This is a genomic window from Paenibacillus sp. P3E (assembly GCF_001909045.1).
Lineage (GTDB): Bacteria > Bacillota > Bacilli > Paenibacillales > Paenibacillaceae > Paenibacillus_AQ > Paenibacillus_AQ helianthi.
This window is the reverse complement of record NZ_LVWH01000003.1, coordinates 101,362-124,343: the sequence shown is the minus strand read 5'-3', so window position 1 is coordinate 124,343 and position 22,982 is coordinate 101,362. Positions and strand designations below refer to the sequence as shown.

Genomic DNA, 22,982 nt, shown 5'->3' with positions numbered 1-22,982 from the left:
ATCCACTGTACCAGTTGCTCCAGACCTGTTCGTGTATTGGAGAATACACAATCTTTCCCCAGTTCAATTCCCCGAAAGTCAATGGCTCGGGCCACATGGGTTTCCTTAGCGATGTCTGCGCCTACGACAAGGGTCTTGTCGGAAATTCTCATAATCCGTTGATTCTGTTTCTTCGATTGTTTATACTTCATGTTGAGTGCCTCCTGCGCTGGAATTTGTTCTCTGGACGGAACGTTTCCCAGTATACAGCTGGCGCTTTTTTCATTCAAACCTCAAATTAATTCATTACAGGAATGGCTTCTTTGTACCACTAAAATTATTTTTTTAAAAGACCTCCAAAAATATATTTTTTACAGTAAATCCAAAGCCGGTATTCGTTCGTATCTTTATCGGATGAACTACCGAAGGAGGAATTATTGATGTTAAAACGATGCGGAAAACCACTCGCTGCACTGCTGATTCTGCTGCTGACAGGACTGGTCTGGAGTTCAAATGCGGGATTGTCTAAAGCGGCAGCTGCAGGCGCAGTGGAACTGTACACACCCTATGTTGAGTTGTCTGCGGCACCGGGCGAGTCGGTCACTTATCCGGTAGATGTAATCAATCATGGAACCGCTACACAGAAGGTCGGATTATCCTTTGACGCAGGCGGGAACTTCTGGAAATATGAGCTGACCGCAGGAGGACGCCAGGTTCAGCAGCTCGCCGTCAAGGGCGGGCAAACACAGAGCGTCAACCTGCAGCTGGAGGTGCCGCTGGAGATTAACAAGGGAAGCTATATATTCGCGGTTAACGCTCCGGGACAGGATTCACTGAAGCTTAAAGTCAATGTATCCGAGCAGGGGACCTTCAAAACTGAGCTGGCGGTGGACCAGTCCAATATGGAAGGCCATTCCGATACCACTTTTACGTATAGTGCAGTGCTGAGGAACCACACAGCGCAGAAGCAGTCATACGCGCTTGCGGCACAGGCAGGTAACGGATGGGATGTGCGGATTAAGGCAGACGGCAACAGTGTAACCTCGGTCGAGCTGGAAGCCGGAGCGGAGAAGAATATCAGTATTGAAGCCAAACCGCCGGAACAGGTCAAGGCGGGTACCTACAAAATACCGGTAACCGCAACAAGCGGCTCCACCCAAACCAAGGCTGAGCTGGAGGCTGTGGTTACGGGAACCTACGGCATTCAGCTGAGCACATCAGACAATCTGCTGAGTACAGATGTGAAAGCCGGCGGTCAGCGGCGGATTAATCTGGTGATTACGAACACGGGCAGTGCACCGCTTGAGGATGTCTCGCTGACTTCGCAAGGTACGCCAACAGGCTGGGAGGTTTCCTTCGATCCTTCCACCATCCGTACGATTGCACCGGGAGCAACCGCAACGACCCAGGCCGTTATCAAATCCAGCAGCAATTCGCTGCCGGGGGATTATGTGGTTAGTCTCAGCGCCGCTTCTGCAGCCAAATCAGCAACGGCCGATCTGCGGGTTACGGTGAAGACCTCCGTATTCTGGGGCTGGATTGGTGTGCTGATCATTGCCGCTGTCATTGGCGGAATCTATTATCTGTTCCGTAAATTCGGAAGACGGTGATCCTATGGATACTAATATCGAGCAGCGGCTGTTAACGGGAACAGCAGATATGGCAAATGCATCTGTTAACAACGAAAATACGCCATCTGTTATTGAATTGAAAGGTCTGACGAAGCGGTATGGCACCTTCACTGCCGTAGACGGCCTAAGTCTGGCAATCCGCAAAGGGGAGGTTTTTGGGCTGCTGGGTCCGAACGGTGCCGGCAAAACAACAACCATTCTAATGATGCTCGGCCTGACGGAGCGCACCTCCGGCAGTGCGCTAATCTGCGGATATGATCCTGCACGCTATGCGCTGCAAGTCAAACGCCGGGTGGGATACATGCCGGATGATATCGGCTTCTACGAAGACCGTACCGGTCTGGACAATCTGATCTATACAGCTAGGCTTAACGGGATAGAAGCGGAGGAAGCGGCGTTGAGTGCGAGACGGCTGCTGGAAAAGGTCGGGCTGGCCGGAAGCGCGCGTGCCAAGGTTGGCACCTACTCCCGCGGGATGCGGCAGCGTCTAGGCCTGGCTGATGTGCTGATTAAGAATCCTGAGGTCATTATTCTGGATGAGCCGACGCTGGGCATCGACCCGGAAGGGGTAAGAGAGCTGCTGGTGCTTATTTCCGATCTGAGCCGGAATGAAGGCATTACGGTACTGCTGTCCTCCCATCAATTACAGCAGGTGCAGCAGATCTGTGACCGGGTGGGGCTGTTTGTCCAAGGACGCCTCATCGCCTGCGGCGATATTGCAACGCTGTCCAGGGAGCTTAACCAGGAACTGTGGTTCGAGGTGGAACTGGCGGTTCAGCCCTGGAGCGGAGAGCTGGCTGGACGTCTGGAAGCCGTCGAAGGTGTGCTGAGACTTGAAACAGAGGAGTGGAAAGGGGAGAATGCGCCGCCGGGCAGCATGCTGGTGACGCTGATCTGTGACCGGAACCTAACCTCGGCAATCGCCGCCCAGGTGATACACAGCGGTGCGGAGCTATACTTTATTACCCGCAAGGAATTTGGACTGGATGAGATTTATCACCGTTACTTTGAAAGGAGGGAGGAAGGATGATGACCGTAAAAGCGCAAAACGCTGCAGCGCCGCTGCGCGTGGGCTGGTCCAGGCTGCGTGCCGTACTGCAGGGCGGGAAATCCCCTGAAGACACAAACAACGCACAGGAAGAACGGGAAGGCGGCAGCGGCTCGGCCTTCTGGGTTATGGTACAGAAGGAGATGGGGGATCATGTCCGCAGCTGGCGGTTCACCATCCTGATCGGTATTATCGTACTGGCTTGTATCGGCTCCATTTATTCCTCCATCAGCTCCATCAAGAGCGGGGGGCAGGAGGATCAGGGTACAGCGACCTTTCTCTTTCTAAAAATGTTCACCCTTTCGAGCAGTACCCTGTCCATTCCGACTTTTACCACCTTTCTATCCTGGCTGGGTCCGCTGATTGGCATCTCGCTGGGCTTCGACGCAGTAAACTCGGAGCGGAACAAAGGTACGCTTGGACGTCTGCTCTCGCAGCCTGTTTACCGGGATGATTTTTTGAAGGCCAAATTCACCGCTTCATTGCTGCTCATTGCCGTCGTGGTATTTTCCTTGGGGCTGCTGGTTACAGGGCTGGGTCTCCTGACGATCGGCTATCCGCCGACTCCGGAGGAATTCTGGCGCATCCTGTTCTTTCTGATCATCGCCACGGTCTACATCGGCTTCTGGCTGAATCTGTCTATCCTGTTCTCCATCCGCTTCCGCCAAGCAGCCACCTCGGCATTGTCAGGCATCGCCGCCTGGCTGTTCCTGACCTTGTTCTACAGCATGATTATCAGCCTGATCGACAGTGCCACCGCTGTGTCCCAGATGGCCTCTGTCAGTGAGCAGCTCCGCCATGTCCACTTCATTCTCGCTCTGAACCGGCTCTCGCCAACGGAGCTGTTCTCGGAAACGATTACCACACTGCTCTCCCCGGGTGTCCGTTCCCTGGGGCCTCTGACCATGGATCAGCTGGTGGGTGCGATCTCAAGTCCGTTATCTCTAGGGCAGAGCCTGCTGCTGGTCTGGCCGCAGCTGACCGGCCTGCTTGCGGCAACCGTGCTTTGTTTCGGGCTATCTTATTACGTGTTCATGCGCCAGGAGGTGCGTTCGCGGAACTAATAGAAAGGCATTCATGATCTATACAAAACGGGCTGACCGGGAAAGGTATTCCTGGTCAGCCCGTTTTGCAATTTGGAACATCGAATAACATTCTACCGGGGAGCAGTAAAGTATGTTCTCCTGTCCTTATGACATACCTAACAAGTTAGCTGTTTTCTAGTATGGTCTGCAGTGTTGTGCGGTCCAGCCCTTCCACCAGCTTGATCAGCAGCTCTTTGGCAGCAGCGTAATCATCGCTGTGAATGATGGAAGAGGCGGTATGGATGTAGCGCGAACAGATGCCGATGACAGCAGACGGCACACCGATACCGCTGACATGCACCTGACCGGCATCCGTTCCGCCCTGCGAGACGAAATACTGATATTTGATCTTGTGGGTATCTGCCATATCCTGCACATATTCAATCAGTCCCCGGTGCGTGATCATGGTCGGATCATAGATGCGCAGCAAGGCCCCCTGGCCGAGGTGTCCAAACGCCTGGCGGTCGCCGGTCATGTCGGCAGCGGCGCTGGCATCCAGGCCGAAGTAAATATCCGGCTGCAGCAGATTAGCAGCAGTCCGTGCTCCGCGCAGGCCTGCTTCTTCCTGTACCGTAGCTCCGGCGAAGACGGTGTTAGGCAATTTCTTCCCGTGCAGGGCCTGAACCAGCTCGATTGCCAGCCCCACGCCATAGCGGTTATCCCAGGCTTTGGCCATAATCTTCTTAGGATTGGCCAGTGGAGTGAACGGGCAGATCGGCAGAACCTGTTGTCCAGGAGCTACACCAAAGCTCTGTGCTTCTTCGAGGCTGTCCGCACCGATATCAATGTACATTTTACGGATATCGCCTGGCTGCTTACGTTCATCGTCACTCATCAAATGGATCGGAGTGCTGCCGACAACACCTGTCAGTACACCTTTGGGGGTGACGATCTGTAGCCGCTGTGAAGCCACTGCCGAAGCCAGCCAGCCGCCGAGAGGCTGAAAGCGGATCATGCCCTTGTCGGTAATGCCTGTAACCATAAAGCCGACTTCATCAAAATGTCCGGCAACCATGATTTTCGGGCCATTCTCTTCACCGCGGAGCACGCCGAACAGACTGCCGAGGCGGTCCTGCACGAACTCATCGGTATAAGGTGCCAGCGCATCTTTGACATAAGCACGCAATTCGCGCTCAAAGCCCGGTGCGGCGCGAAATTCAGTCAGTGTTTTGAACAGTTCAAGTGTTTCTGGATTCATTGTTCATATCGCTCCTTTACTATCATCTAGTATGAACATTGCGGCTCAAATTGTCCATGACTGAAGGGCAAAATGAACACCGGGTACTAGGGATGCGAATACTATGAAAGCAGCGGCTCCCAGGGGGGCCGGGAAAGGATGCGAAGCGGATGAGGGTGGCAGGAAGCATGCCCCGGGCCCGGGCAATGGGCTTCTCCGGCAGGGTGAGCAACCGGGGAATACGGCGGAGAGGCGGCCTGCGATATATTGCAGAGCGCGAAGCCGTGCTTATTTTGATTCTGTTTGTGCTGCTGATTGTGTTGCTGCTGTATTTTACCTGAGCTGGCGGGACATAACGAAACCGGAAATGGTGAAGAATAAGGAAAAACTTCTAACCAAGAATAATCCGGGAGGGAGAGCCTGAGTCTATAACACAGGCCATCCCTTTCGCATCCTTTTCAGGAGGTGTCCCTTTTTGCCAGCGAAAACTAGAAAATCGGGTGTCAAGCTGCGGCTTGATACCTTGACCCCGGAGGATTATGAACAATTGTCCAAGCCTTATGTTCCCAGCCGTCCGGTGTTCAAAAACTGTGTGCGTGCGTTTCTCTCCGGAGGATTGATCTGTGTGATTGGACAAGGCATTCAGGAGGCTTTTATGGCTATCTTTGATATGACCGCACGGGAAGCCTCAAGCCCAATGGTAGCTGTCCTGATCCTGCTCTCTGTCATTCTGACCAGCTTTGGCGTCTATGACAAACTTGCGCAATGGTGCGGTGCAGGGACAGCAGTTCCTGTCACAGGCTTTGCCAACAGCATGTGCTCTGCAGCGCTTGAACACCGTGCCGAAGGCCTTGTGCTTGGTGTGGGTGCGAACATGTTCAAGCTGGCCGGTTCGGTTATAGTATTCGGGGTGGTCGCCGCATTTGTTGTGGGTGTAGTCTATGCCATCCTGGGCTTTGGAGGTGGGCACTTGTGAAGCAGCTTGGCAGCCAGACCTGGGAGTATACTACCCGACCTGTTATTCTCGGCTCCGCTGCGGTAGTGGGTCCTGAGGAAGGGGAGGGCCCGCTGACTTCCGATTTTGATTATATCTACGATTCGTTGAAGATGGACGAGAAGACGTGGGAGAAGGCAGAACGCGCCCTTTTCGAAAAAGCATCCAAGCTGGCATTAATGAATGCGGCGCTGGATCAGGAAAAATTAGAGTTTTTTGTCGGCGGCGACCTGATGAACCAGATCATCAGCAGCTCCTTTGCCGCAAGGACGCTGGGTGTGCCTTATCTGGGGGTATTCGGAGCCTGCTCCACTTCCATGGAGAGCCTTGCCATTGCTTCGATGATCATAGACTCCGGCGGCGGCAAATACGCACTGGCGGGCACTTCCAGCCATAACTGTACTGTGGAGAAGCAGTTTCGTTATCCAACGGAATATGGCTCGCAAAAGCCTCCAACCGCCCAGTACACTGTAACCGGCTCCGGTTGTGCAGTTATCGGGCGCAATGACGGAACCTCAGAAGGCCCGCATGTCGTGATGGCAACGATGGGACGTATTATGGACCTGGGTCTCAAGGACCCCTTCAATATGGGAGCGGCCATGGCTCCGGCTGCTGCGGATACGATAACCGCACATTTTCGCGATACAGCGCTCTCCCCCGGCCATTATGATCTGATTGTGACAGGGGACCTTGCTACGGTCGGTCTGCCGATTGCGAAGGATCTGCTGGCCAAGGAGGGCATTCCTATGGAGCAGACGACTTTTAACGATTGTGGCCTGATGATCTACGATCTCGACAAGCAGAAATATGTGATTGCCGGGGGAAGCGGCTGCGGCTGCTCTGCAACGGTAACTTATGGTCATATTCTTAACCGGATGAAAAAAGGCGAGTTAAAGCGTGTGCTGGTTGTGGCAACGGGAGCCTTGCTCTCACCGCTCTCTTACCAGCAGGGAGAAAGCATTCCTTGTGTGGCCCATGCCGTTGCCCTTGAGATGGGGGGTGATAGGGCATGATCTATTTGTGGGCCTTTCTGATCGGAGGTGCGATCTGTGTCATCGGCCAGCTGCTGATGGATGTGCTGGCACTGACCCCCGCCCATACCATGAGTACGCTTGTGGTGGCCGGAGCGGCTGCTGATGCCTTCGGATTATACGATCCGCTCGTGAAGTTCGCCGGCGCTGGCGCTGGGGTACCGATTACCAGCTTCGGGAATTCCCTGGTGCACGGGGCTCTGACCGAACTGCAACGGGATGGCTGGATTGGAGTCGTTACAGGCATATTTGATGTAACCAGTGCAGGGATCTCTGCTGCCATAGTATTCTCGTTCCTGGCTGCACTTGTTGTGCGCCCGAAGGGCTAGTGCAGTGCATATATGAAAGTTGTTTTAGGGCCGCCGTTTGGCGGCTTTTTTTTGCGTGAAGAGGAATTAAAAGGGCCGGATTGATTAGATTTACAGTTAAAAAACTGTCGAACAATGACGATATAGAACGTAAGAACAGGTTCAATACATGAAGACGGGGGAAGTGTAACTTGCAGAATCAAAGATTTACAGAAATTATTTGGATGAGAAACAAGATTATTATCTGTGCCTTTTGGGTGGTTACGCTGATCGGCTTGATTCTGGCTTTTCAAGTTCCAGACTTGTGGATTACAACCGCTGTATCGGTTCCCTTAAGTGTGGTGGCAACTGTACTTCATTTGAAGAAAAAAGGAATTCTTGTTTTACCTTGGGTGTTTACTGTTATTATGGGAGCCCTCTCTGTCTATATGAATCAGGGCACGGATGACATTGCGACAGCGCTGCTGCTGTGCTCGATGCTGCTGTTCTATCCGAACTATCATTATTTTGCGATTACCGCTGGTGTTAATGCTGTGAATATTTTCATTCAGATCACATCGGGCCACTCAGAGGCTGGTGCGAATCCCGATGTCCTGGCCTATGTAGACAGCTTTGGGATGTTTATTCTGATCTGCGGTGCCATGCTCGGTGTATCCATCGTAAACCGCAAACTGTTTATTCAAAGTGAGCAGCACCGGCAGGAGGTAGAGGCTTCAGGCACCCAGGTGAAGTATCTGCTGGACCGCGTCAAATCCGCTGTAGACGGCTTGTATGCTTTTACCGGGAATTTCAAAGAGGAAGTAGAGATGGTCGATGCCATCACCAATGAAGTCGTGATCGGGTTTCAGGAGGTATCCAAAGGTATTGAATATCAGGCAAGCAGTATCGCGGAAATCACGGAGTCCATCTCTGTGTCAGATCAGCATATCCGCGATGTTGCCGGTTACTCCCAGGAGATGAAGCAGCTCTCTGCAGACACGGCAGAGGTGAGCGAACAAGGCAGCAGCAATATCTCCTTGCTCACAGGACAATTCGCCGAGCTGGGTGAAGTGATGAACCATACCTCGGAACAGATGCAGGAATTCTCTCAGCGTAGTCTGGACATGCACGAGATGCTGGACAGCATTATGCAAATTTCACGGCAGACCAATCTGCTGGCCCTGAACGCTTCTATAGAGGCGGCACGCGCCGGGGAGCATGGCCGGGGGTTTGCCGTAGTGGCCGGAGAAGTGCGCAAGCTTGCCGAAAGCTCCGGACAGACTGCGGATTCCATCAGCGAGGTCCTCGCCAGTCTCCAGCAGCAGACCGAAGGGCTGATCTCGCAGTTTGAACAGAGCCTTGAGATTCTGCACACGGGCAGTGAATCTGCACAGAATACGGAAAAGGTGTTCCAGTCCATTCAGACGAATGCACACAAGGTGCTGACACAGGCCGGGGATGTTGAGCACAGCTCAGCGGGCATGAAGCATTTTTCGGAAAAGGTTGTTGGCGAAATTACCGAATTCTCCAGTGTCACCGAGCAGTCCAGCGCCGCGACGGAAGAAATTCTGGCCGGTGTGGAGGAGCAGCGCAATATTACGCATCATATGGTGGAGAGCTTCAAACAGCTGGAGAGTCTGATTGTAGGATTGAACGATCTGGTCTCCGGTTCAGGCGAAGATTCCAAGCAACATTAGAATAAGAAAACCTTAGAAGCCGGGAGGGGGAACCTTGTTCGGCTTCTTTGACGTATGTTAAAGATAGCAATCTTCAATAATGTACTTTGGGGTCCCTAATCATGTAAAATATAATTAATACTGCTTATTTTGACATAGGAGGTTTACCCTATATGCCCGTGCGTCAAGAATCCATGCAAATTATGAACGCTGTTCGCAATAATCTGGAATCCTGCATCCTTGGTAAATCATTTGAAATAGAGCTGCTGCTCACTGCTCTCCTTGCCGGCGGACATGTCCTGATTGAGGATGTGCCGGGAACGGGCAAAACCCAACTGATACGGGCCCTGTCCAGATCCATGTCCGGTGAATACCGCCGGATTCAGTGCAACCCGGATATTCTTCCAAGTGACATTACCGGTGTCTCCGTCTATCATCCGCGCGATGAAATGTTCCATTTCCGTCCGGGTCCGGTCATGACTAATATTCTGCTTGCGGATGAGATCAACCGTGCCACCACCAAAACGCAGTCCGCACTGCTTGAAGTGATGGAGGAACGGAACGTTACTGTAGATGGAGAGACGTACCCGCTTCCGCATCCTTTCATGCTATGTGCAACGCAGAACCCGATTGATTTTGAAGGTACCTATACGCTGCCGGAAGCCCAGCTGGACCGCTTCATGCTGCGGATTAGCCTCGGTTATCCGGATGCAGATACCGAGAAGAACCTGCTGCTCAGCCATCAGGAGGGCCAGCCGGTGGACAGGCTGACTCCAGTGACGGGAATGGAAGAGATTGCTTCCATTCAGGAAGAGATCCGTTCCGTCTATATCAGTGATCCTGTGCTGAACTATCTGCTGGATGTGGTCCGGCAGACCCGGGAGCATCCTCTGGTGCTGCTTGGGGCCAGCCCACGGGCGTCCCTGTCATTCATGATGGCCTGCAAGGCATATGCCTTCCTGCAGGAGCGCGATTATGTACTGCCCGATGATGTTAAGATTCTAACGCCCTATGCCCTGGGACACCGTATCCTGCTGCGGCCGGAGTCGCGTCTGGATAACGTGAATGTGGATTCGCTGCTCCAGAAGCTGCTCCAGAGCATTCACGTGCCCGTCACGATGAGGCAGTGATATGAAAAGCTATCTGTCTGGGGCGGCCGCGCTTCTTCAGCCCCGCAAAATGGCCGGCGTTCTCGCCATTTGGGGCATCACGCTGCTTTATGTACTTTTTCAGGGCGGCAAAACTTCCTTTATGCTCTTTATTATGGTCACTGTGCTGCTTCTTTATTTAATGATCGGAGGCCTGGGCGGTGTCCGCCGCGCCAAAGGCACCCGCAGCCTGTATTCGGAGCAGGACAAGCCAGACTTATTATATGCGGGCGGGTTCCTGCGGGTGAAGCTGAGCATCACGATCCCGGGCTTTTTGCCCTTGCCGTATGTAGTGGTGAGAGAGATACTGAAGCGCCACAACGGCGAAACATGGGTGTTTGAAGAAAGTCTCATCCCCAGCCTGAAGGGCCGGGGAGAACTGCACTTCCAGACACCGGCGCTTGAGCGGGGCCATTATTCCTTTGAAGGTACGGATATTCTCTCCGAGGACATCTTCGGGCTTGTGGAGCACAAAGGGACCTTTCAGGCAGAGGGCCAGTTCCGTGTGCTGCCGCGCTCAGTATTTGTGCCGCGCTGGCAGCTGTATGAGCGGAGAGCCCGGCTGGCCGGGCCTCAGGCATCACTGGTCCCTTCTCGCCGCGAGACTACACAGATCAACGGTGTCCGCGATTATGTCTACGGTGACCGGCTGACCCGTATTCACTGGAATGCAACGGCGAAGACCGGCGACTGGAAATCGAAAGAATTCGAGCATGAATCTATTCCCAAAACTGTGCTTGTACTGGACGGAAGTGCGGCATCCTATGGCAGTTCGAATCATTTCGAGCTAGCTGTTTCGATTACAGCCTCGCTGCTGGGTTATGGAATTCGTGAACGGATCGGTATCGGCCTGTGCTGTCTGGACAAGCATACCAAGATGTTCGCACCTGCCGAAGGTAGTGCAGAACGGCAGAAAATGATTCAATATTTGATCGATATCAATGCTGAGGGCCGCGGACCGCTGATTACCAGACTGGAAAAGGCGTCCCGTATGTTTCCCAAGGGCTCATATTTTGTGCTGATCAGTCCCCAGTCAGGCCAGCCTGTTCTGGATGTGCTGCGCTGGGCAGAGAGCCGGGGGATGACGCCCTCGCAAATTCATGCACGTAATCCGGCGTCCATGAAGCGTACTCAGGAGTGGATAGACGTACTGGGATCACGCGGGATTACTGGCTACAGCGTCAGTTCGCTGCAGGAGCTCCCCGCTGTGCTCGGAGGTGATAAGGTCATATGATACGCTGGTTGAATGGAATTAAATCCTCCTGGCATCACTCTTTCAGCCTGCTGTGGCTGATGGTGATTGCACTGCAATGGATTTCTTACACAGAAACCTTCTGGCTTGAAGTGACCACCGCGTCGGTGCTTCTGGCACTGGCTGCCGCGGTGGTTATTGAAATACTTATACCCGCCAAAGCGGTCTACCGGCTGCTGCTTGAAGCTGCGGCTGCGTTATACCTTACCTACCGGATGGTACTTCATTACGGGGCCTACGTTCCTGATCCCTGGATGCCAGGGCTCCGTGACCGGTTGCCGGATATCCTTTCGCATATGGCACCCTATATCTGGTTTGCTTTTGGGGCGCTGGCCTTGCTTCTTATATCCTCTTGGTGGGTATCCTCGAAAGCGCGGATTCTGATGTTTACCGGAATGAATATTGCGGCATTTGCTGCGCTGGACTCTTTCACTTCTTCTATATTATGGCAGGAGGTGGCCTGGACAGTTTCTGCCGGGATGGGCTGGCTGGTGACCCAGCATTTAAGAAGCTTTCAGCTGCAATACCCGCGCGGTTGGACTCATTTGCTGAAATATCCTTTTAAAATCGCCATTAATGTAGCCATTATCTTTTCTCTTGTGATTATTACCGGTGTGAATATGCCTGAGGTGCGCCCAACGCTCACTGATCCGTATACGGCATGGCAGGAATGGAGCGGCAATGGCGGTACTCCAGGCTCCGGCAGCTCCGGCCCGTCAGGTAACGGAACGGGTACAGCCTCCACTGGGAGCACAACCTCTGGTTATAGTACAGATGACAACAATCTCGGCGGGGGCTTCAATTTCGATTATTCACCGGTGATGACGGTGGCCTCGGATCTGCGCACGTACATGCGGGGAGAGACACGCAGCGTATATTCCGGTAAAGGCTGGAGTGATGACGACCCTGAAGCCAGAGGAGGGGTGACAGGGGCTGAAGTTGGACAGAAGCTGGACCGGAATACAGCTACCAAGGTGCAGACCAAAGAGCTGAAGCAGACTGTAAAAGTGCTGGGAGGCAAGTCCTACCCTGTGCTCTTCGGAGGCTACTCCATCTCGAAAGTGAATTCGGTGAATGGACAGAATACAAGCAGCGGCCTGTCCTGGAGAAAAGAAGGCAGCGAACTGCTATGGGAATCGGAGGGGAACGGCAAGGCTTTCCCCCGAGAATATGTGCTGACCTCACAGGTGCCGGTTGTTCCGATACAGGAGTTGAACAGACAGACTTACCAACAGCTGTATGGCGGGGTAAAGATTGATCAACAGTACCTGCAGCTGCCGGACAACTTCCCGGAACGGGTTAAAGAGCTGGCGGCGAAGGTCACAGCCCAGGGGAAGACACCTTATGAGAAAACAGCCCTTCTGCAGCAGTACCTGCAGCAGAGCTTTCCATATACGAACCAGCCAGATCTCTCACGCCGCAAAAGCAAGGATCTGGTGGACAGCTTCCTGTTCGAAATTATGGAAGGGTATTGCGACTACTACTCAACTGCGCTGGTCACCATGGCCCGTTCACTGGAGATTCCGGCCCGCTGGGTCAAGGGCTATGCGCCGGGGGAACAGGCGCAGCTTCCGGACAACCTTGCGATCCAGCAGGGGAGCGATCTCATCAATAACAACTACACGATAACCAATGCAGATGCCCATTCCTGGGCCGAGGTCTATTTTGGGGATTATGGATGGATTCCTGTCGAGGCGACTCCAGGCTTCACGGCACCTCTACTGACACAAAGCCAGGAAGCAGCGCCTGAAGAAACCGCGGCACCAGAAGAAGAAGACACCCAGCCTAAGTCGGAGAAGGTGAACAACGCTTCACAGGAGCAGGGCTTTCATATGGGAACATGGATGGTAGCAGCGGCAGCCGTTGTGCTTTTGTCCTGGGCAGGCTTCCTGCTCTGGCAGCGCCGCTTCAGCCTGCGCTTCTTCATCCAGCGGCTGCGCAACGGCCAGCCGTTGTCTCCCGTTCAGAAAGTTGAGGCGGAAACGGCGCGCTGGGTAAGGTATGCTCGCAGAAAGGGCATGCTTAAGGAAGAACACGAAACGCTCCGCGAATCCGTCGATCGCTGGAGACACGAACGCCCTGCGGCTTCTGGATCTCTCACAGCTCTGCTGGGGATGTTCGAACGTGCGAAGTACAGTCCAGAGGTTATTGAAGACAAAGACTGGCGCAGCGTGTATACTGAAGCTTTGCGGCTGCGCAAAAGCATAAAGTCCGGCAAGTAGCGGCAAAGGTGTCAAATGGCCGTTCCGGATTCATTTGCGAAGCGTAAAGAGTATGATATAGTTTTTCGTATGAAATCGAGGTGAACGTATTGTTTGAAAGGTTAATCCCCAAACTCCGGGTGAATACGGTATTCGACATTGCTCTTGAAGAGCTGTACGCTCTTGGATACCGAGGTATCATTACGGATCTGGATAATACGCTGGTCGGCGCCAAAGCGCCTCTGGCCACTCCGGAGCTATTGTTATGGTTCGCGAAGGTGAAGGAGCTGGGTTTCAAGCTCATCATTGTATCGAACAATAACATGGACCGGGTGTCACGCTTTGCAACGCCGCTTAATATTGAGTTTGTGCACCAGGCACGCAAGCCCAGCAATACACCATTTCTAAAAGCAATGAAACAGATGGGGCTGAAGCCGGAGCAGACCATTGTTGTCGGCGATCAGATGCTTACTGATGTATACGGCGGCAACCGCCTGGGGCTGTATACAGTGCTCGTGCTCCCTATCTCTGTGAAGGATGAAGGGATCGGCACCAGATTCAACCGCCAGGTTGAGCGTATAGCGACTACACGGCTTCGCAAGCAAGGATTGTGGCACGAGGAGGATAAATCTTAATGAATTCAACAAATGAAACCAAGCGCCCTGAGAAATGCAGCGGCTGCGGCATCAAGCTGCAGACCACGGACAAGGACATCCCGGGTTATATACCGGAGGTGGCTTTTGAACGGGAACCCGTGATTTGCCAGCGCTGTTTCCGAATTAAGAACTACAATGAAGCGTCTTCCGTATCGGTGGATCAGGATGAATTTTTGCATCTGCTGAGCGGTGTTGGTGAGAAGAATGCGCTTGTCATTCATATTGTCGATCTTTTCGACTTTGAAGGCAGCTTGATTTCCGGCCTGCAGCGTTTCGTAGGCAACAACCCTGTCATTCTGGCAGTCAACAAAAGTGATTTGCTCCCCAAGGTAACCAACTGGAATAAGCTTCGCAATTGGATGCAGCAGCGCTGTAAGGAGCATGGCCTGCGGACTGCGGAGATTGTTCTCTGCAGCGCTAAGCGCAATCAGGGTTTCGACCGTTTGCTTGAAGCCGTCACCGAGCTACGGGGCCAGCGCGACGTGTATGTTGTCGGTGCTACTAATGTAGGCAAGTCTACGCTGATTAACCGGCTGATCTCCGATTACAGCGATCTGGAGCAGGAGCTGACTACCTCCCGTTACCCGGGTACAACCCTCGATACGGTGAAGATCCCACTGGATGACGGACACTACATCATTGATACTCCGGGGATTGTATACCCTTGGCGGTATAGTGAACTGGTGGAACGCAAAGATCTGGGAGCCGTAATGCCCGAAAATCCGCTTAAACCGGCGGCATATCAGCTGAACGAGGGACAATCGCTGTTCTTCGGAGGTCTGGGCCGCTTTGATTTCGTGAAAGGTGAACGGCAATCCTTCACCTGCTATATCAGCGGAACGCTGAAGATTCACCGTACGAAGCTGGAACGTGCGGATTCCCTCTATCAGGAGCACCGCGGCGAGCTGCTGTCTCCGCCGGGAACCGCTGACATGGATAAGCTGCCGCAATGGCAGCGCCACGAGTTCCGCATCGGCCGGAACAGCCAGACGGATCTCTTCATTTCCGGCTTGGGCTGGATCAAGGTGAACGGTACAGGCGGGGCAGTTGTAGCCATCCATGTTCCGCGGGGAATCAAGGTTCTGACCCGTCCATCGCTGATCTGACCTATAGGAGGGCGAATAAGCTGTGACAAGCGCAAGCAGCGATTACAGGAATAAGGATATATTACTTGGGGTCATGGGTGATCCCATCGTCCAGTCCAAATCCCCGGTTATGCACGGAGCAGCACTGAAGGCGCTCGGCATTTCCGGGGCCTACGTGCCGCTGCATATTACACCCGGCCAGCTGGGTGAAGCCATTCAGGCTATCCGTACCCTAGGTTTCCGTGGGGTGAACGTGACAATTCCGCATAAGGTTGCAGTAATGGAGTATATGGACAGGCTGGATGACAGCGCGCTGATTGTCGGTGCGGTGAATACAGTTGTCAACGACGATGGTGTGCTCACCGGATATAATACGGACGGCATTGGATATGTCCGCTCACTGAAGGCGGAGGCGGCGCCGGAATTATCTGGCACCCGCGTTCTGGTCATTGGTGCCGGTGGGGCGGCAAGAGGGATTATTGCCGCGCTGCTGGAGGATCATCCGCTCGAAGTGATTATTGCCAACCGGACAGAGGATAAGGCGAAGCAGCTAGCTGCGGCCTTTCAGTCGAAAGGTGCGGTCTCCGGAATTGGAATGGATGAAATCCCGGCCCATATTCCCGGAATGGATATTGTGATCAATACCACCTCTGTCGGTATGTATCCTCACACCGATGCCACGCCGATTGACCCTGCTTTGCTTCGGGAAGGAATGATCGTCAGTGATCTGATCTATAATCCGCTGCATACCAGGCTCCTTACGGAAGGACAGAAGCGGGGCTGCAGGATTCATGGCGGCCTTGACATGTTCGTCTATCAGGGAGCCTATGCGCTTGAGTACTGGACCGGACGAAGTGCACCGGTAGATATCATGCGTCAGACGATTATAGATTGTCTCAGGCACGACTGATATGCAACTTACATCTCTTCGCCTGCTGGTACACTCTTTTCTCCCGTTTTGGCTTATTAGTTCGGTATAGTTAGGGTAATAATATTTGTTAATTAAGGAGCTTGTTCATTTATGTTAACTGGAAAACAAAAACGCTATCTCCGTTCGCTTGCCCATCATCTGGATGCGGTATTTCAAGTCGGCAAGGGCGGTGTCAACGATCATCTGATCCGCCATATCGAAGAGGCTATTGAGAAACGCGAACTGATGAAGATCAGTGTGCTGAATAACAATGCGGATGATCCGAAGGAAATTGGCGCTGCACTTGCGGAGCAGTCGGGTTCCGAGCTGGTGCAGGTTATCGGCAAGACCATCATTCTGTACAAGGAATCACGCGATAACAAAACCATCGAGCTGCCCCGTTAATACGGCCTTCGCAGCTTGCGGGAGAGTGTAGTTTACCCTGATAATAAGAGGAGGTAGACCTCTTGAAAGTTGGAATTATGGGAGGGACCTTTGATCCTCTTCATATCGGCCATATGATGGCAGCGGAGACGGCGAGGGAGTCCTATGCGCTGGAAGAGGTATGGTTCATGCCGTCGCATATCCCGCCGCATAAGCATGAGGCAGGAGCATCCGGCGAGGAACGGCTGGCCATGGTTGAGGACGCAGTCAGGGATCACGACGCGTTTGGCATTCTGGACCTGGAAATCGCCAGAGGAGGCGTCTCTTACACCTTCGAAACCATCACGATTCTGCAGGAAAAGTATCCGCAGCATGAGTTTTTTTTCATTGTCGGAGCTGATATGGTCCAGTATTTGCCAAAATGGCACGGGATTGAAGAGCTGGTTCGGCGTCTTACCTTTATCGGAGTCGGCCGGCCGGGCACTCCACTGGATCTTGAAGCGTTGCCCGGCTTTATTGCCGAGAAGGTACTGCTGGCGGATATGCCGCTTGTAGATATCTCCTCCACGATGCTGAGAGCCAGAGCCGCTGAAGGCAAGTCTATTCGTTATATGGTGCCTGATGCTGTATACGATTATGTTCAAAGGAGTGGATTGTATGGCATTCAGCCGCGAAGCGCTGATTGAAGCGGTCTCCGCCCAGATGCCCGACAAACGCTGGAAGCACACACTGGGCGTGATGGAGACGTCGGTGAAGCTGGCAGAGCGCTATGGCGGGGATCCGGTCCGTGCGGAAACAGCAGCGATCCTGCATGATGTGGCCAAATACTGGCCGGTGGAACGAATGAAAGAGATTATTGAGCAGAACGGGCTGTCCGCCGAGCTGCTGAGCTATGATAAGCAGCTGTGGCATGCGGAAGTTGGCGCTTTCGTTGCCGAGCATGAGTATGGAATCACCGATCCTGAGGTGCTGGATGCGATCCGTTTCCACACTTCCGGACGTGAGAACATGGGCCTGCTGGAGAAAATCGTCTGTCTGGCTGATTACATCGAGCCGGGAAGGGATTTTCCGGGAGTGGAAGACATCCGCAAGCTGTCCAAGGTAAGCCTGGAGGAAGGGCTGATCGCAGGGTTCGACTCTACCATCAGTCTGCTGCTTCAGAAACGCCGCATTGTGTTCCCGCTGACTATGCTGGCCCGCAATAACTTAGTTAGAATAATGGAGGATAAAATATGAGTGTAGAATCAAGCAAGCTTTTGCAATTGGCCCTAAAGGCCGCCGATGATAAAAAAGCAATGAACGTGGTCGCGCTTGACTTGCGCAGTGTGTCACCTATCAGTGATTATTTCGTCATCTGCCACGGGAATTCCGATACACAGGTTCAGGCCATTGCCACTGAGGTGCGCAAGGTTGTTCATGAAGCCGGCGGGGTCATCCGCGGCATTGAAGGTATGGATGCAGCCCGCTGGGTGCTGATGGATCTGGGAGATGTGATCGTACACGTATTCCACCGCGACGAGCGGGAATATTACAACATCGAGCGTCTGTGGTCCGACGCCAAGGTTGTGGAGACGGTATGAGTCTGATTGCCGGAACTACGGTTACCCTGGAAGTCTTGCGTGAGGTATCCCCTTACGGCTACTTTCTGGGCGCTGGTGACCAGGATGTGATGCTGCATTATACGGAGCTTGTTGGCAGTAAGCCGAAGAATGGCGACAAGGTTGAAGTGTTCATTTTCTTCGATACAGAGGACCGTCTGGCGGCCACAATGAAGAAGCCGTTCCTGACCTTGGGTGAAATGGCTCTGCTCGAAGTGGCGGATATTCACCCCCGTCTGGGCTGCTTCCTGGAGATGGGACTCGGACGGCAGCTGCTGCTGCCGATCCGTGAGCTGCCGGAGCTGATTGAGCTGCGCCCGCAGGTGGGGGACAAGGTTTTTGTACTTATGGAGCATGATAAGCAGGGACGTCTGCGCGCCAAGCTCGCCGGAGAGCAGGAGCTTGCGCCGCTGTCGCTGCCTGCACCAGAGTCCTGGATGGGACAGACCGTTAAGGCAAGAGTGTACAAACCGCTTCAGATGGGTACTTTTGTACTTGTTGACGGCGGCGTGCTGGGTTTCGGAATCATCGGTATGGTGCATACCTCAGAGCGTACCCGCTTGCTCCGGCTTGGCGAGGAATTCGAGGCTAGGGTCTCCCATATCCGTGAAGACGGCCGTGTGAATCTGTCTATGAGCCAGCGTAAGGAAGTGGGCCGGGATGTCGATTCCGCAGCGCTGCTGGACTTCCTGAACGAACGGCCTGGCGGAGCGATGCCTTATTCAGATGCCACGCCTCCCGACATCATCAAGCAGCGGTTTGGCATCAGCAAATCGGCATTCAAGCGTGCGCTTGGCAAGCTGATGAAGGAAGGGCTGGTTACCCAGAAGGAGAACTGGACCTATCTAGCCCGGAGCGAAGAGGCCGGAGCAGACCAGAGCCCAGCCAAGGATAACCAGGAGCCTGAACATTAATAATCCGGAAACGGAAGAACAGTTATACAGTTTCATTCACAGAAAGTCGGTGTAAGCCAGTGTCTTCCTATGGGAAATTTGCTTATGTATACGATGAGCTGATGGCGGATATGCCCTATCCGGATTGGCTGGCCTTTGCGGAGACGGCCTGGAATAAATACGGCAAGCCGTTGACGGTGGCGGAGCTGGGATGCGGAACCGGAAGCATTACGATCCCGCTTGCCGCTGCAGGCTACCACATGACAGGAATTGATCTGTCTTCGGATATGTTGTCTGTAGCGCAGATGAAGATGGAGCGGCATCCTCAGGGACGCCGTTTCCTGCGTGAGGGCAGTGTCCGCTGGGTACGGCAGAATATGAAGGAGTGGGAGCTGCCGGAGCTTGTCGATTCGGTTATTTCCTTTTGTGATTGTCTGAACTATGTGCTGGAGGAGCAGGATATCCGGTCCGTATTTAAACAGACCTATGCCGGCCTTAAGCCGGGAGGAAGCTTCCTGTTCGATGTGCATCATCCCAATACACTTATCCGCTACGAAGAGGAGCAGCCGTTTGTGCTGGACGAGCCTACGGTATCTTATATCTGGACTTGTGAAATGGATGTGCCCCGCCGTGAGATTGAGCATCACCTGTCCATTTTCGCCCGTGAAGAGGGAGGAAGCGGCCTATACCGCCGTTTTGAAGAGACTCACATCCAGCGGGCTTATGATCCTGAGTGGATGACAGAGGAGCTGCGGAAGGCCGGCTTCAGTGAAGTGAAGGTCTATGCCGATTTTGAATGGGTGGAGGCCGACGAGAGTGCCGGACGGCTATTTTATGTAGCTGTAAAATAAACACTAAGTATTATGAGGTCCTTACCTGTATCAGGGTAGGGCCTTTTTGATGTCCCTGCACCAGGATTGGATATTTGTCGAAAAAAAACCGGCTCTGTATACCTACAGGGCCGGCATCTTTCAATCTTGTTAGCGGTGCTCGAACAGATCAATGGCTCCCAGCACGATGTGGGCTATGCCAAAACCAAGAATACCTGTAGCGGCAATCTTATATCTGCTGCCAAGAAAAGCTGCGCTTGAAGCGGTGACTACAGTTCCGAGAACGGTGGGAATCATACCTTCACGCATTCGAAACACTCCCTCTTTAGCTGGATTGAAAGACCTAGTTAGTGTGGGTTAAAGTGAGGACATTTATACGGTGGGGAAGGTCACCATCTCTTCCATCAGTTCCAGGCAGCCTCCCCGGAAAGTTCATCAACCTAGTCTGCGAGGGGAGGTGTAAGCCGGGAAGCAGCCTCTTCAACCTCATGTACATTGTAGAGCACACGGGCCATCAGATCCTGGCTATAGTTGCCGAAATGCTTGCCATAAATCGTCAATCCGCGTTTGTTGACCGGTTTGTCGGTGACGGCAATACGGAAGGTCAGCTCGCTTTTGTAATCCAGCTTGATATCATCCAGTGTAATATCTGAGATACGGCAGCCGTCGATAAAGCTTCCTTCATTGTTGATGCGGATAAGCTTCAGCATTCCGTACTGGTTAAGGTGAGGAGGCCACCAGTCTGGATTGAAGGTGCCGCGGGCATCGCCGAAGTCGCCGGGACTCGTCCAATAGCCGATTTCGATACCATTTACATAAAAATATAAATCCGAGGGATAATTGTCGTTGAACCCAGGTGCCTCCGAACCAATCTCCATGGAGAACTGAATTTCGCGGAAGGTCTGGTTCGCTTTCAGATAATTCGGAATCCGGTATTCAAGAAATCCTTCTGCCATCCAGATAATCTCGGATTCAATCCGCTGGGGATCGGCAAAATAGCGCGGTTCGTCAAAGTCTCCAATGATACTGTCTTTCGTGGCAAGCCCGCAGGTAGGGACCGCCTGATAATTGCTGTAATGCCCAACCTGGATTTCGACCTCGTACAAATTGTCGGTCTCCTTGCTTCGCAAATCTACCATTAGTTTGTCTTTATTCAAATAGCACACCTTTTGGATACCATGCTTGCCGACAGAAGTATTGATCTCAATCAGCCCACTATCCTCAAGCTTCTTGATATGCATTGTGATGGCACCATTGCTGAGATTCAGCTTCTTGGCGATTTCATTGAGGTTAAGGGCTTGATTCGTAGCAAGCAGCTCCAGAATCTGAATCCGGATCTCGGAGCTGAGAGCCTTGAAGATATCAATCCCGCTCATTAGATCTTTAATATAAATCATGATTACTGTACCTTCTTCCGCAGACGTCATTATCAAAACTGTTTTATAAAATTATAAACTAATTAACCTGAAAAGGGAAGTATTCTCCAGTTATTTGTCTATTTGTTTAAAAATTAAGTTTGTTTCAAACTAATTTGTACCTTATATTCATAAATTACTAAAGATAATTCCGTAAAAATGGGGTGTGAAGGGAATTTGTATCATAAAAAAGCTATGTTTTGCATTTTGTTTTGAATACATATGAATAGGTTTAGACAAATTTGTTTACAAGGTACCTCTTGTATGTTATTTTATAACTGTAAGCGAATACATTCAAATGTTTTTTAATTATTTAATGAAGATGTGAAAGAAGAAGCGGCTGCCAGCCACATCAAAAAGGCACAGCCTGCGAAGAGGGAAGAGTTAATTGTTTGCAAAAACATTTTTGTAGATGATTCACTAAAATTATTTCATTAGGAGGAGAAAGTGTGAAGAAAAAATGGGGGCTTTCAGTATTAATGCTTGTTCTAATGTTATCAACAGTATTGGCGGGGTGCGGAAAAGATAATTCAAAGACAATTACGTTCTGGACGCCACTGACTGGTGACGACGGTGCCTATATGGATCAACTTGTAAAGGATTACAATGCCACCAATCCTGAGATTAAAGTGAAACATGTAATCACCTCCGATATGTACACCAAGCTGTCCACGGTACTTAACTCCGGCAAAGGTGTTCCGGACTTAACCATTATTCATGCGGACCGTGTTCCCGGCTATGTCAAGCAGGGTGTACTTGAGCCTATGACAGCCGTAACCGCTGCACAGCCTGAGATCAAACAGGAGAATTATCTGCCGCAAGCATGGTCGACAGGCACAATTAACGGTACTCAATATACAGTTCCTCTTGATATCCACAGTAACGTAATGTACTACAACAAGGATCTGCTTAAGAAATATGGTGCTGAATCGTTCCTTGATGATAATGTGGTAACCATTGATGAAATGCTCTCCTTAAAAGGAAAGCTGGCTGAAGGCGACTACGTCGTTAATGATGCACTGCTGGGCTGGGTTATCCTGGCACAGATCCAGAACCTGGGTGGAGATATTCAGGAGAATGGCAAACCAGCCGTTAACACTCCAGTAATGAAGCAGGCCTTCGAGGATGTGAAAAAAATCAACGATGCGGGACTGATGACCCCTTTTGGTGAAGACGGATACCTGATGTTCCAATCAGGCAACGTATTGTTCTCCACAGACGGTACTTGGAGTTCTACTGCACATGCAAAGGTAGAAGGCTTGAATTTTGGAGTAACGAATGTATATTCGCCAACACCAGATAAGTTTACCAACAGATCGTCCTCCCACTTGTTCACAATGATGAAGAATAAAGACAGATCCGAAGAAAAAGTAGCAGGCATCGGCAAATTCCTGGAATTTATCCGCGAGAATTCAATCGAGTGGGCTAAAGCAGGACAGATCGTAGCCAGTAAGCAAGTCAATGAAAGTCCTGAATTCAAGAACTATATGCAGTCCTTCTTCACTTCCAGTGAAAAAGAAATTAAATCCCTGTACATTTACACCTATGAGTACTATCCGTACATTGCTGAAGCTGTAGATACGTATTGCGGGGACATTGTACGCGGTAATGTAGACATCGATGAAACTCTGCAGACCATGCAGAAATTTGTTGAAGACAAAATCGCCGAAGGAACCAGCGGAACAGCAAAATAACAGAATAG

24 protein-coding genes and 1 pseudogene are annotated in these 22,982 nt (G+C 52.0%); 21 read left to right on the top strand and 4 right to left on the bottom strand.

What is annotated here, in order from left to right; translation table 11 throughout:
* Positions 1–191, bottom strand: a pseudogene (locus A3842_RS02375) (IS110 family transposase); the annotation flags it as partial.
* Positions 192–419: 228 nt separating this feature from the next.
* Between A3842_RS02375 and A3842_RS02370 the strand changes: the two are divergent.
* The 3 genes from A3842_RS02370 to A3842_RS02360 are packed head-to-tail and all read left to right on the top strand — an operon-like array spanning position 420 to position 3,722.
* Complete coding sequence (locus tag A3842_RS02370) at positions 420–1,589, top strand: COG1470 family protein (RefSeq protein WP_074100293.1); 1,170 nt, start codon at positions 420–422, stop codon at positions 1,587–1,589.
* 49 nt (positions 1,590–1,638) lie between these two features.
* Positions 1,639–2,640, top strand: coding sequence for an ABC transporter ATP-binding protein (locus A3842_RS02365; RefSeq protein WP_074100303.1), 1,002 nt, complete (start codon positions 1,639–1,641; stop codon positions 2,638–2,640).
* Positions 2,637–3,722 (top strand): ABC transporter permease, encoded by a 1,086-nt coding sequence (locus A3842_RS02360; RefSeq protein WP_143186128.1) that lies wholly within the window; start codon positions 2,637–2,639, stop codon positions 3,720–3,722. Before A3842_RS02365 ends, A3842_RS02360 begins: the two co-directional genes overlap by 4 nt.
* 145 nt (positions 3,723–3,867) lie before the next feature.
* Here the strand turns inward: A3842_RS02360 and A3842_RS02355 are convergent, their stop codons facing one another.
* On the bottom strand, positions 3,868–4,941 hold the full coding sequence (locus A3842_RS02355) for a M42 family metallopeptidase (protein WP_074085976.1): 1,074 nt from the start codon (positions 4,939–4,941) through the stop codon (positions 3,868–3,870).
* Positions 4,942–5,090: 149 nt separating this feature from the next.
* On the opposite strand from A3842_RS02355, the gene A3842_RS32315 reads away from it, so the two are divergent.
* From A3842_RS32315 to A3842_RS02275, 17 genes are all read left to right on the top strand, one after another.
* A complete protein-coding gene (locus tag A3842_RS32315) occupies positions 5,091–5,261 on the top strand; it encodes a hypothetical protein (RefSeq protein ID WP_178382279.1) in 171 nt (56 codons plus the stop codon).
* A gap of 134 nt (positions 5,262–5,395) precedes the next feature.
* A complete protein-coding gene (gene spoVAC / locus A3842_RS02350; RefSeq protein ID WP_074085975.1) occupies positions 5,396–5,896 on the top strand; it encodes a stage V sporulation protein AC in 501 nt (166 codons plus the stop codon).
* Positions 5,893–6,927, top strand: coding sequence for a stage V sporulation protein AD (gene spoVAD, locus A3842_RS02345; protein WP_074085974.1), 1,035 nt, complete (start codon positions 5,893–5,895; stop codon positions 6,925–6,927). Before spoVAC ends, spoVAD begins: the two co-directional genes overlap by 4 nt.
* Positions 6,924–7,274, top strand: a complete 351-nt coding sequence (spoVAE, locus tag A3842_RS02340; RefSeq protein ID WP_074085973.1) for a stage V sporulation protein AE — start codon at positions 6,924–6,926, stop codon at positions 7,272–7,274. Before spoVAD ends, spoVAE begins: the two co-directional genes overlap by 4 nt.
* 203 nt (positions 7,275–7,477) lie before the next feature.
* Positions 7,478–8,929 (top strand): methyl-accepting chemotaxis protein, encoded by a 1,452-nt coding sequence (locus A3842_RS02335; protein WP_074100301.1) that lies wholly within the window; start codon positions 7,478–7,480, stop codon positions 8,927–8,929.
* Between the two features lie 152 nt (positions 8,930–9,081).
* Positions 9,082–10,038 (top strand): AAA family ATPase, encoded by a 957-nt coding sequence (locus A3842_RS02330; RefSeq protein ID WP_074085972.1) that lies wholly within the window; start codon positions 9,082–9,084, stop codon positions 10,036–10,038.
* 1 nt (position 10,039) lies between these two features.
* On the top strand, positions 10,040–11,290 hold the full coding sequence (locus A3842_RS02325) for a DUF58 domain-containing protein (RefSeq protein WP_074100292.1): 1,251 nt from the start codon (positions 10,040–10,042) through the stop codon (positions 11,288–11,290).
* Positions 11,287–13,530: a DUF4129 domain-containing transglutaminase family protein gene (locus A3842_RS02320; protein ID WP_074100291.1), complete on the top strand. Its 2,244-nt coding sequence runs from the start codon at positions 11,287–11,289 to the stop codon at positions 13,528–13,530. The genes A3842_RS02325 and A3842_RS02320 overlap by 4 nt, the downstream gene beginning before the upstream one ends.
* Positions 13,531–13,619: 89 nt before the next feature.
* Complete coding sequence (locus A3842_RS02315; RefSeq protein WP_074100290.1) at positions 13,620–14,144, top strand: YqeG family HAD IIIA-type phosphatase; 525 nt, start codon at positions 13,620–13,622, stop codon at positions 14,142–14,144.
* Positions 14,144–15,271, top strand: a complete 1,128-nt coding sequence (gene yqeH / locus A3842_RS02310; RefSeq protein WP_074085968.1) for a ribosome biogenesis GTPase YqeH — start codon at positions 14,144–14,146, stop codon at positions 15,269–15,271. The genes A3842_RS02315 and yqeH overlap by 1 nt, the downstream gene beginning before the upstream one ends.
* A 22-nt stretch (positions 15,272–15,293) precedes the next feature.
* Positions 15,294–16,160: a shikimate dehydrogenase gene (aroE, locus tag A3842_RS02305; protein ID WP_074085967.1), complete on the top strand. Its 867-nt coding sequence runs from the start codon at positions 15,294–15,296 to the stop codon at positions 16,158–16,160.
* A 111-nt stretch (positions 16,161–16,271) separates the two neighbouring features.
* Positions 16,272–16,565: a ribosome assembly RNA-binding protein YhbY gene (gene yhbY / locus A3842_RS02300; protein ID WP_019912522.1), complete on the top strand. Its 294-nt coding sequence runs from the start codon at positions 16,272–16,274 to the stop codon at positions 16,563–16,565.
* Between the two features lie 62 nt (positions 16,566–16,627).
* The gene (locus tag A3842_RS02295; protein WP_074100289.1) at positions 16,628–17,230 is read left to right on the top strand and encodes a nicotinate-nucleotide adenylyltransferase; all 603 of its coding nucleotides are present in this window, start codon (positions 16,628–16,630) and stop codon (positions 17,228–17,230) included.
* A complete protein-coding gene (gene yqeK, locus A3842_RS02290; protein ID WP_074100288.1) occupies positions 17,202–17,780 on the top strand; it encodes a bis(5'-nucleosyl)-tetraphosphatase (symmetrical) YqeK in 579 nt (192 codons plus the stop codon). The genes A3842_RS02295 and yqeK overlap by 29 nt, the downstream gene beginning before the upstream one ends.
* Positions 17,777–18,124 (top strand): ribosome silencing factor, encoded by a 348-nt coding sequence (rsfS, locus tag A3842_RS02285; RefSeq protein WP_025705473.1) that lies wholly within the window; start codon positions 17,777–17,779, stop codon positions 18,122–18,124. Before yqeK ends, rsfS begins: the two co-directional genes overlap by 4 nt.
* Positions 18,121–19,056, top strand: a complete 936-nt coding sequence (locus A3842_RS02280) for a CvfB family protein (protein ID WP_074085964.1) — start codon at positions 18,121–18,123, stop codon at positions 19,054–19,056. Before rsfS ends, A3842_RS02280 begins: the two co-directional genes overlap by 4 nt.
* Positions 19,057–19,115: 59 nt before the next feature.
* Positions 19,116–19,886 carry a class I SAM-dependent DNA methyltransferase gene (locus A3842_RS02275; protein ID WP_074100287.1) on the top strand — a complete coding sequence of 257 codons (771 nt, stop codon included), beginning with the start codon at positions 19,116–19,118 and terminating at the stop codon, positions 19,884–19,886.
* A gap of 129 nt (positions 19,887–20,015) precedes the next feature.
* Here A3842_RS02275 and A3842_RS02270 read toward each other — a convergent pair whose 3' ends face one another.
* On the bottom strand, positions 20,016–20,174 hold the full coding sequence (locus A3842_RS02270; RefSeq protein ID WP_074085962.1) for an asparagine synthase: 159 nt from the start codon (positions 20,172–20,174) through the stop codon (positions 20,016–20,018).
* Positions 20,175–20,305: 131 nt separating this feature from the next.
* A complete protein-coding gene (locus tag A3842_RS02265; RefSeq protein ID WP_074085961.1) occupies positions 20,306–21,262 on the bottom strand; it encodes an ArsR/SmtB family transcription factor in 957 nt (318 codons plus the stop codon).
* A 497-nt stretch (positions 21,263–21,759) separates the two neighbouring features.
* On the opposite strand from A3842_RS02265, the gene A3842_RS02260 reads away from it, so the two are divergent.
* A complete protein-coding gene (locus A3842_RS02260) occupies positions 21,760–22,974 on the top strand; it encodes an extracellular solute-binding protein (RefSeq protein ID WP_074100300.1) in 1,215 nt (404 codons plus the stop codon).
* Positions 22,975–22,982 lie beyond the last annotated feature (8 nt).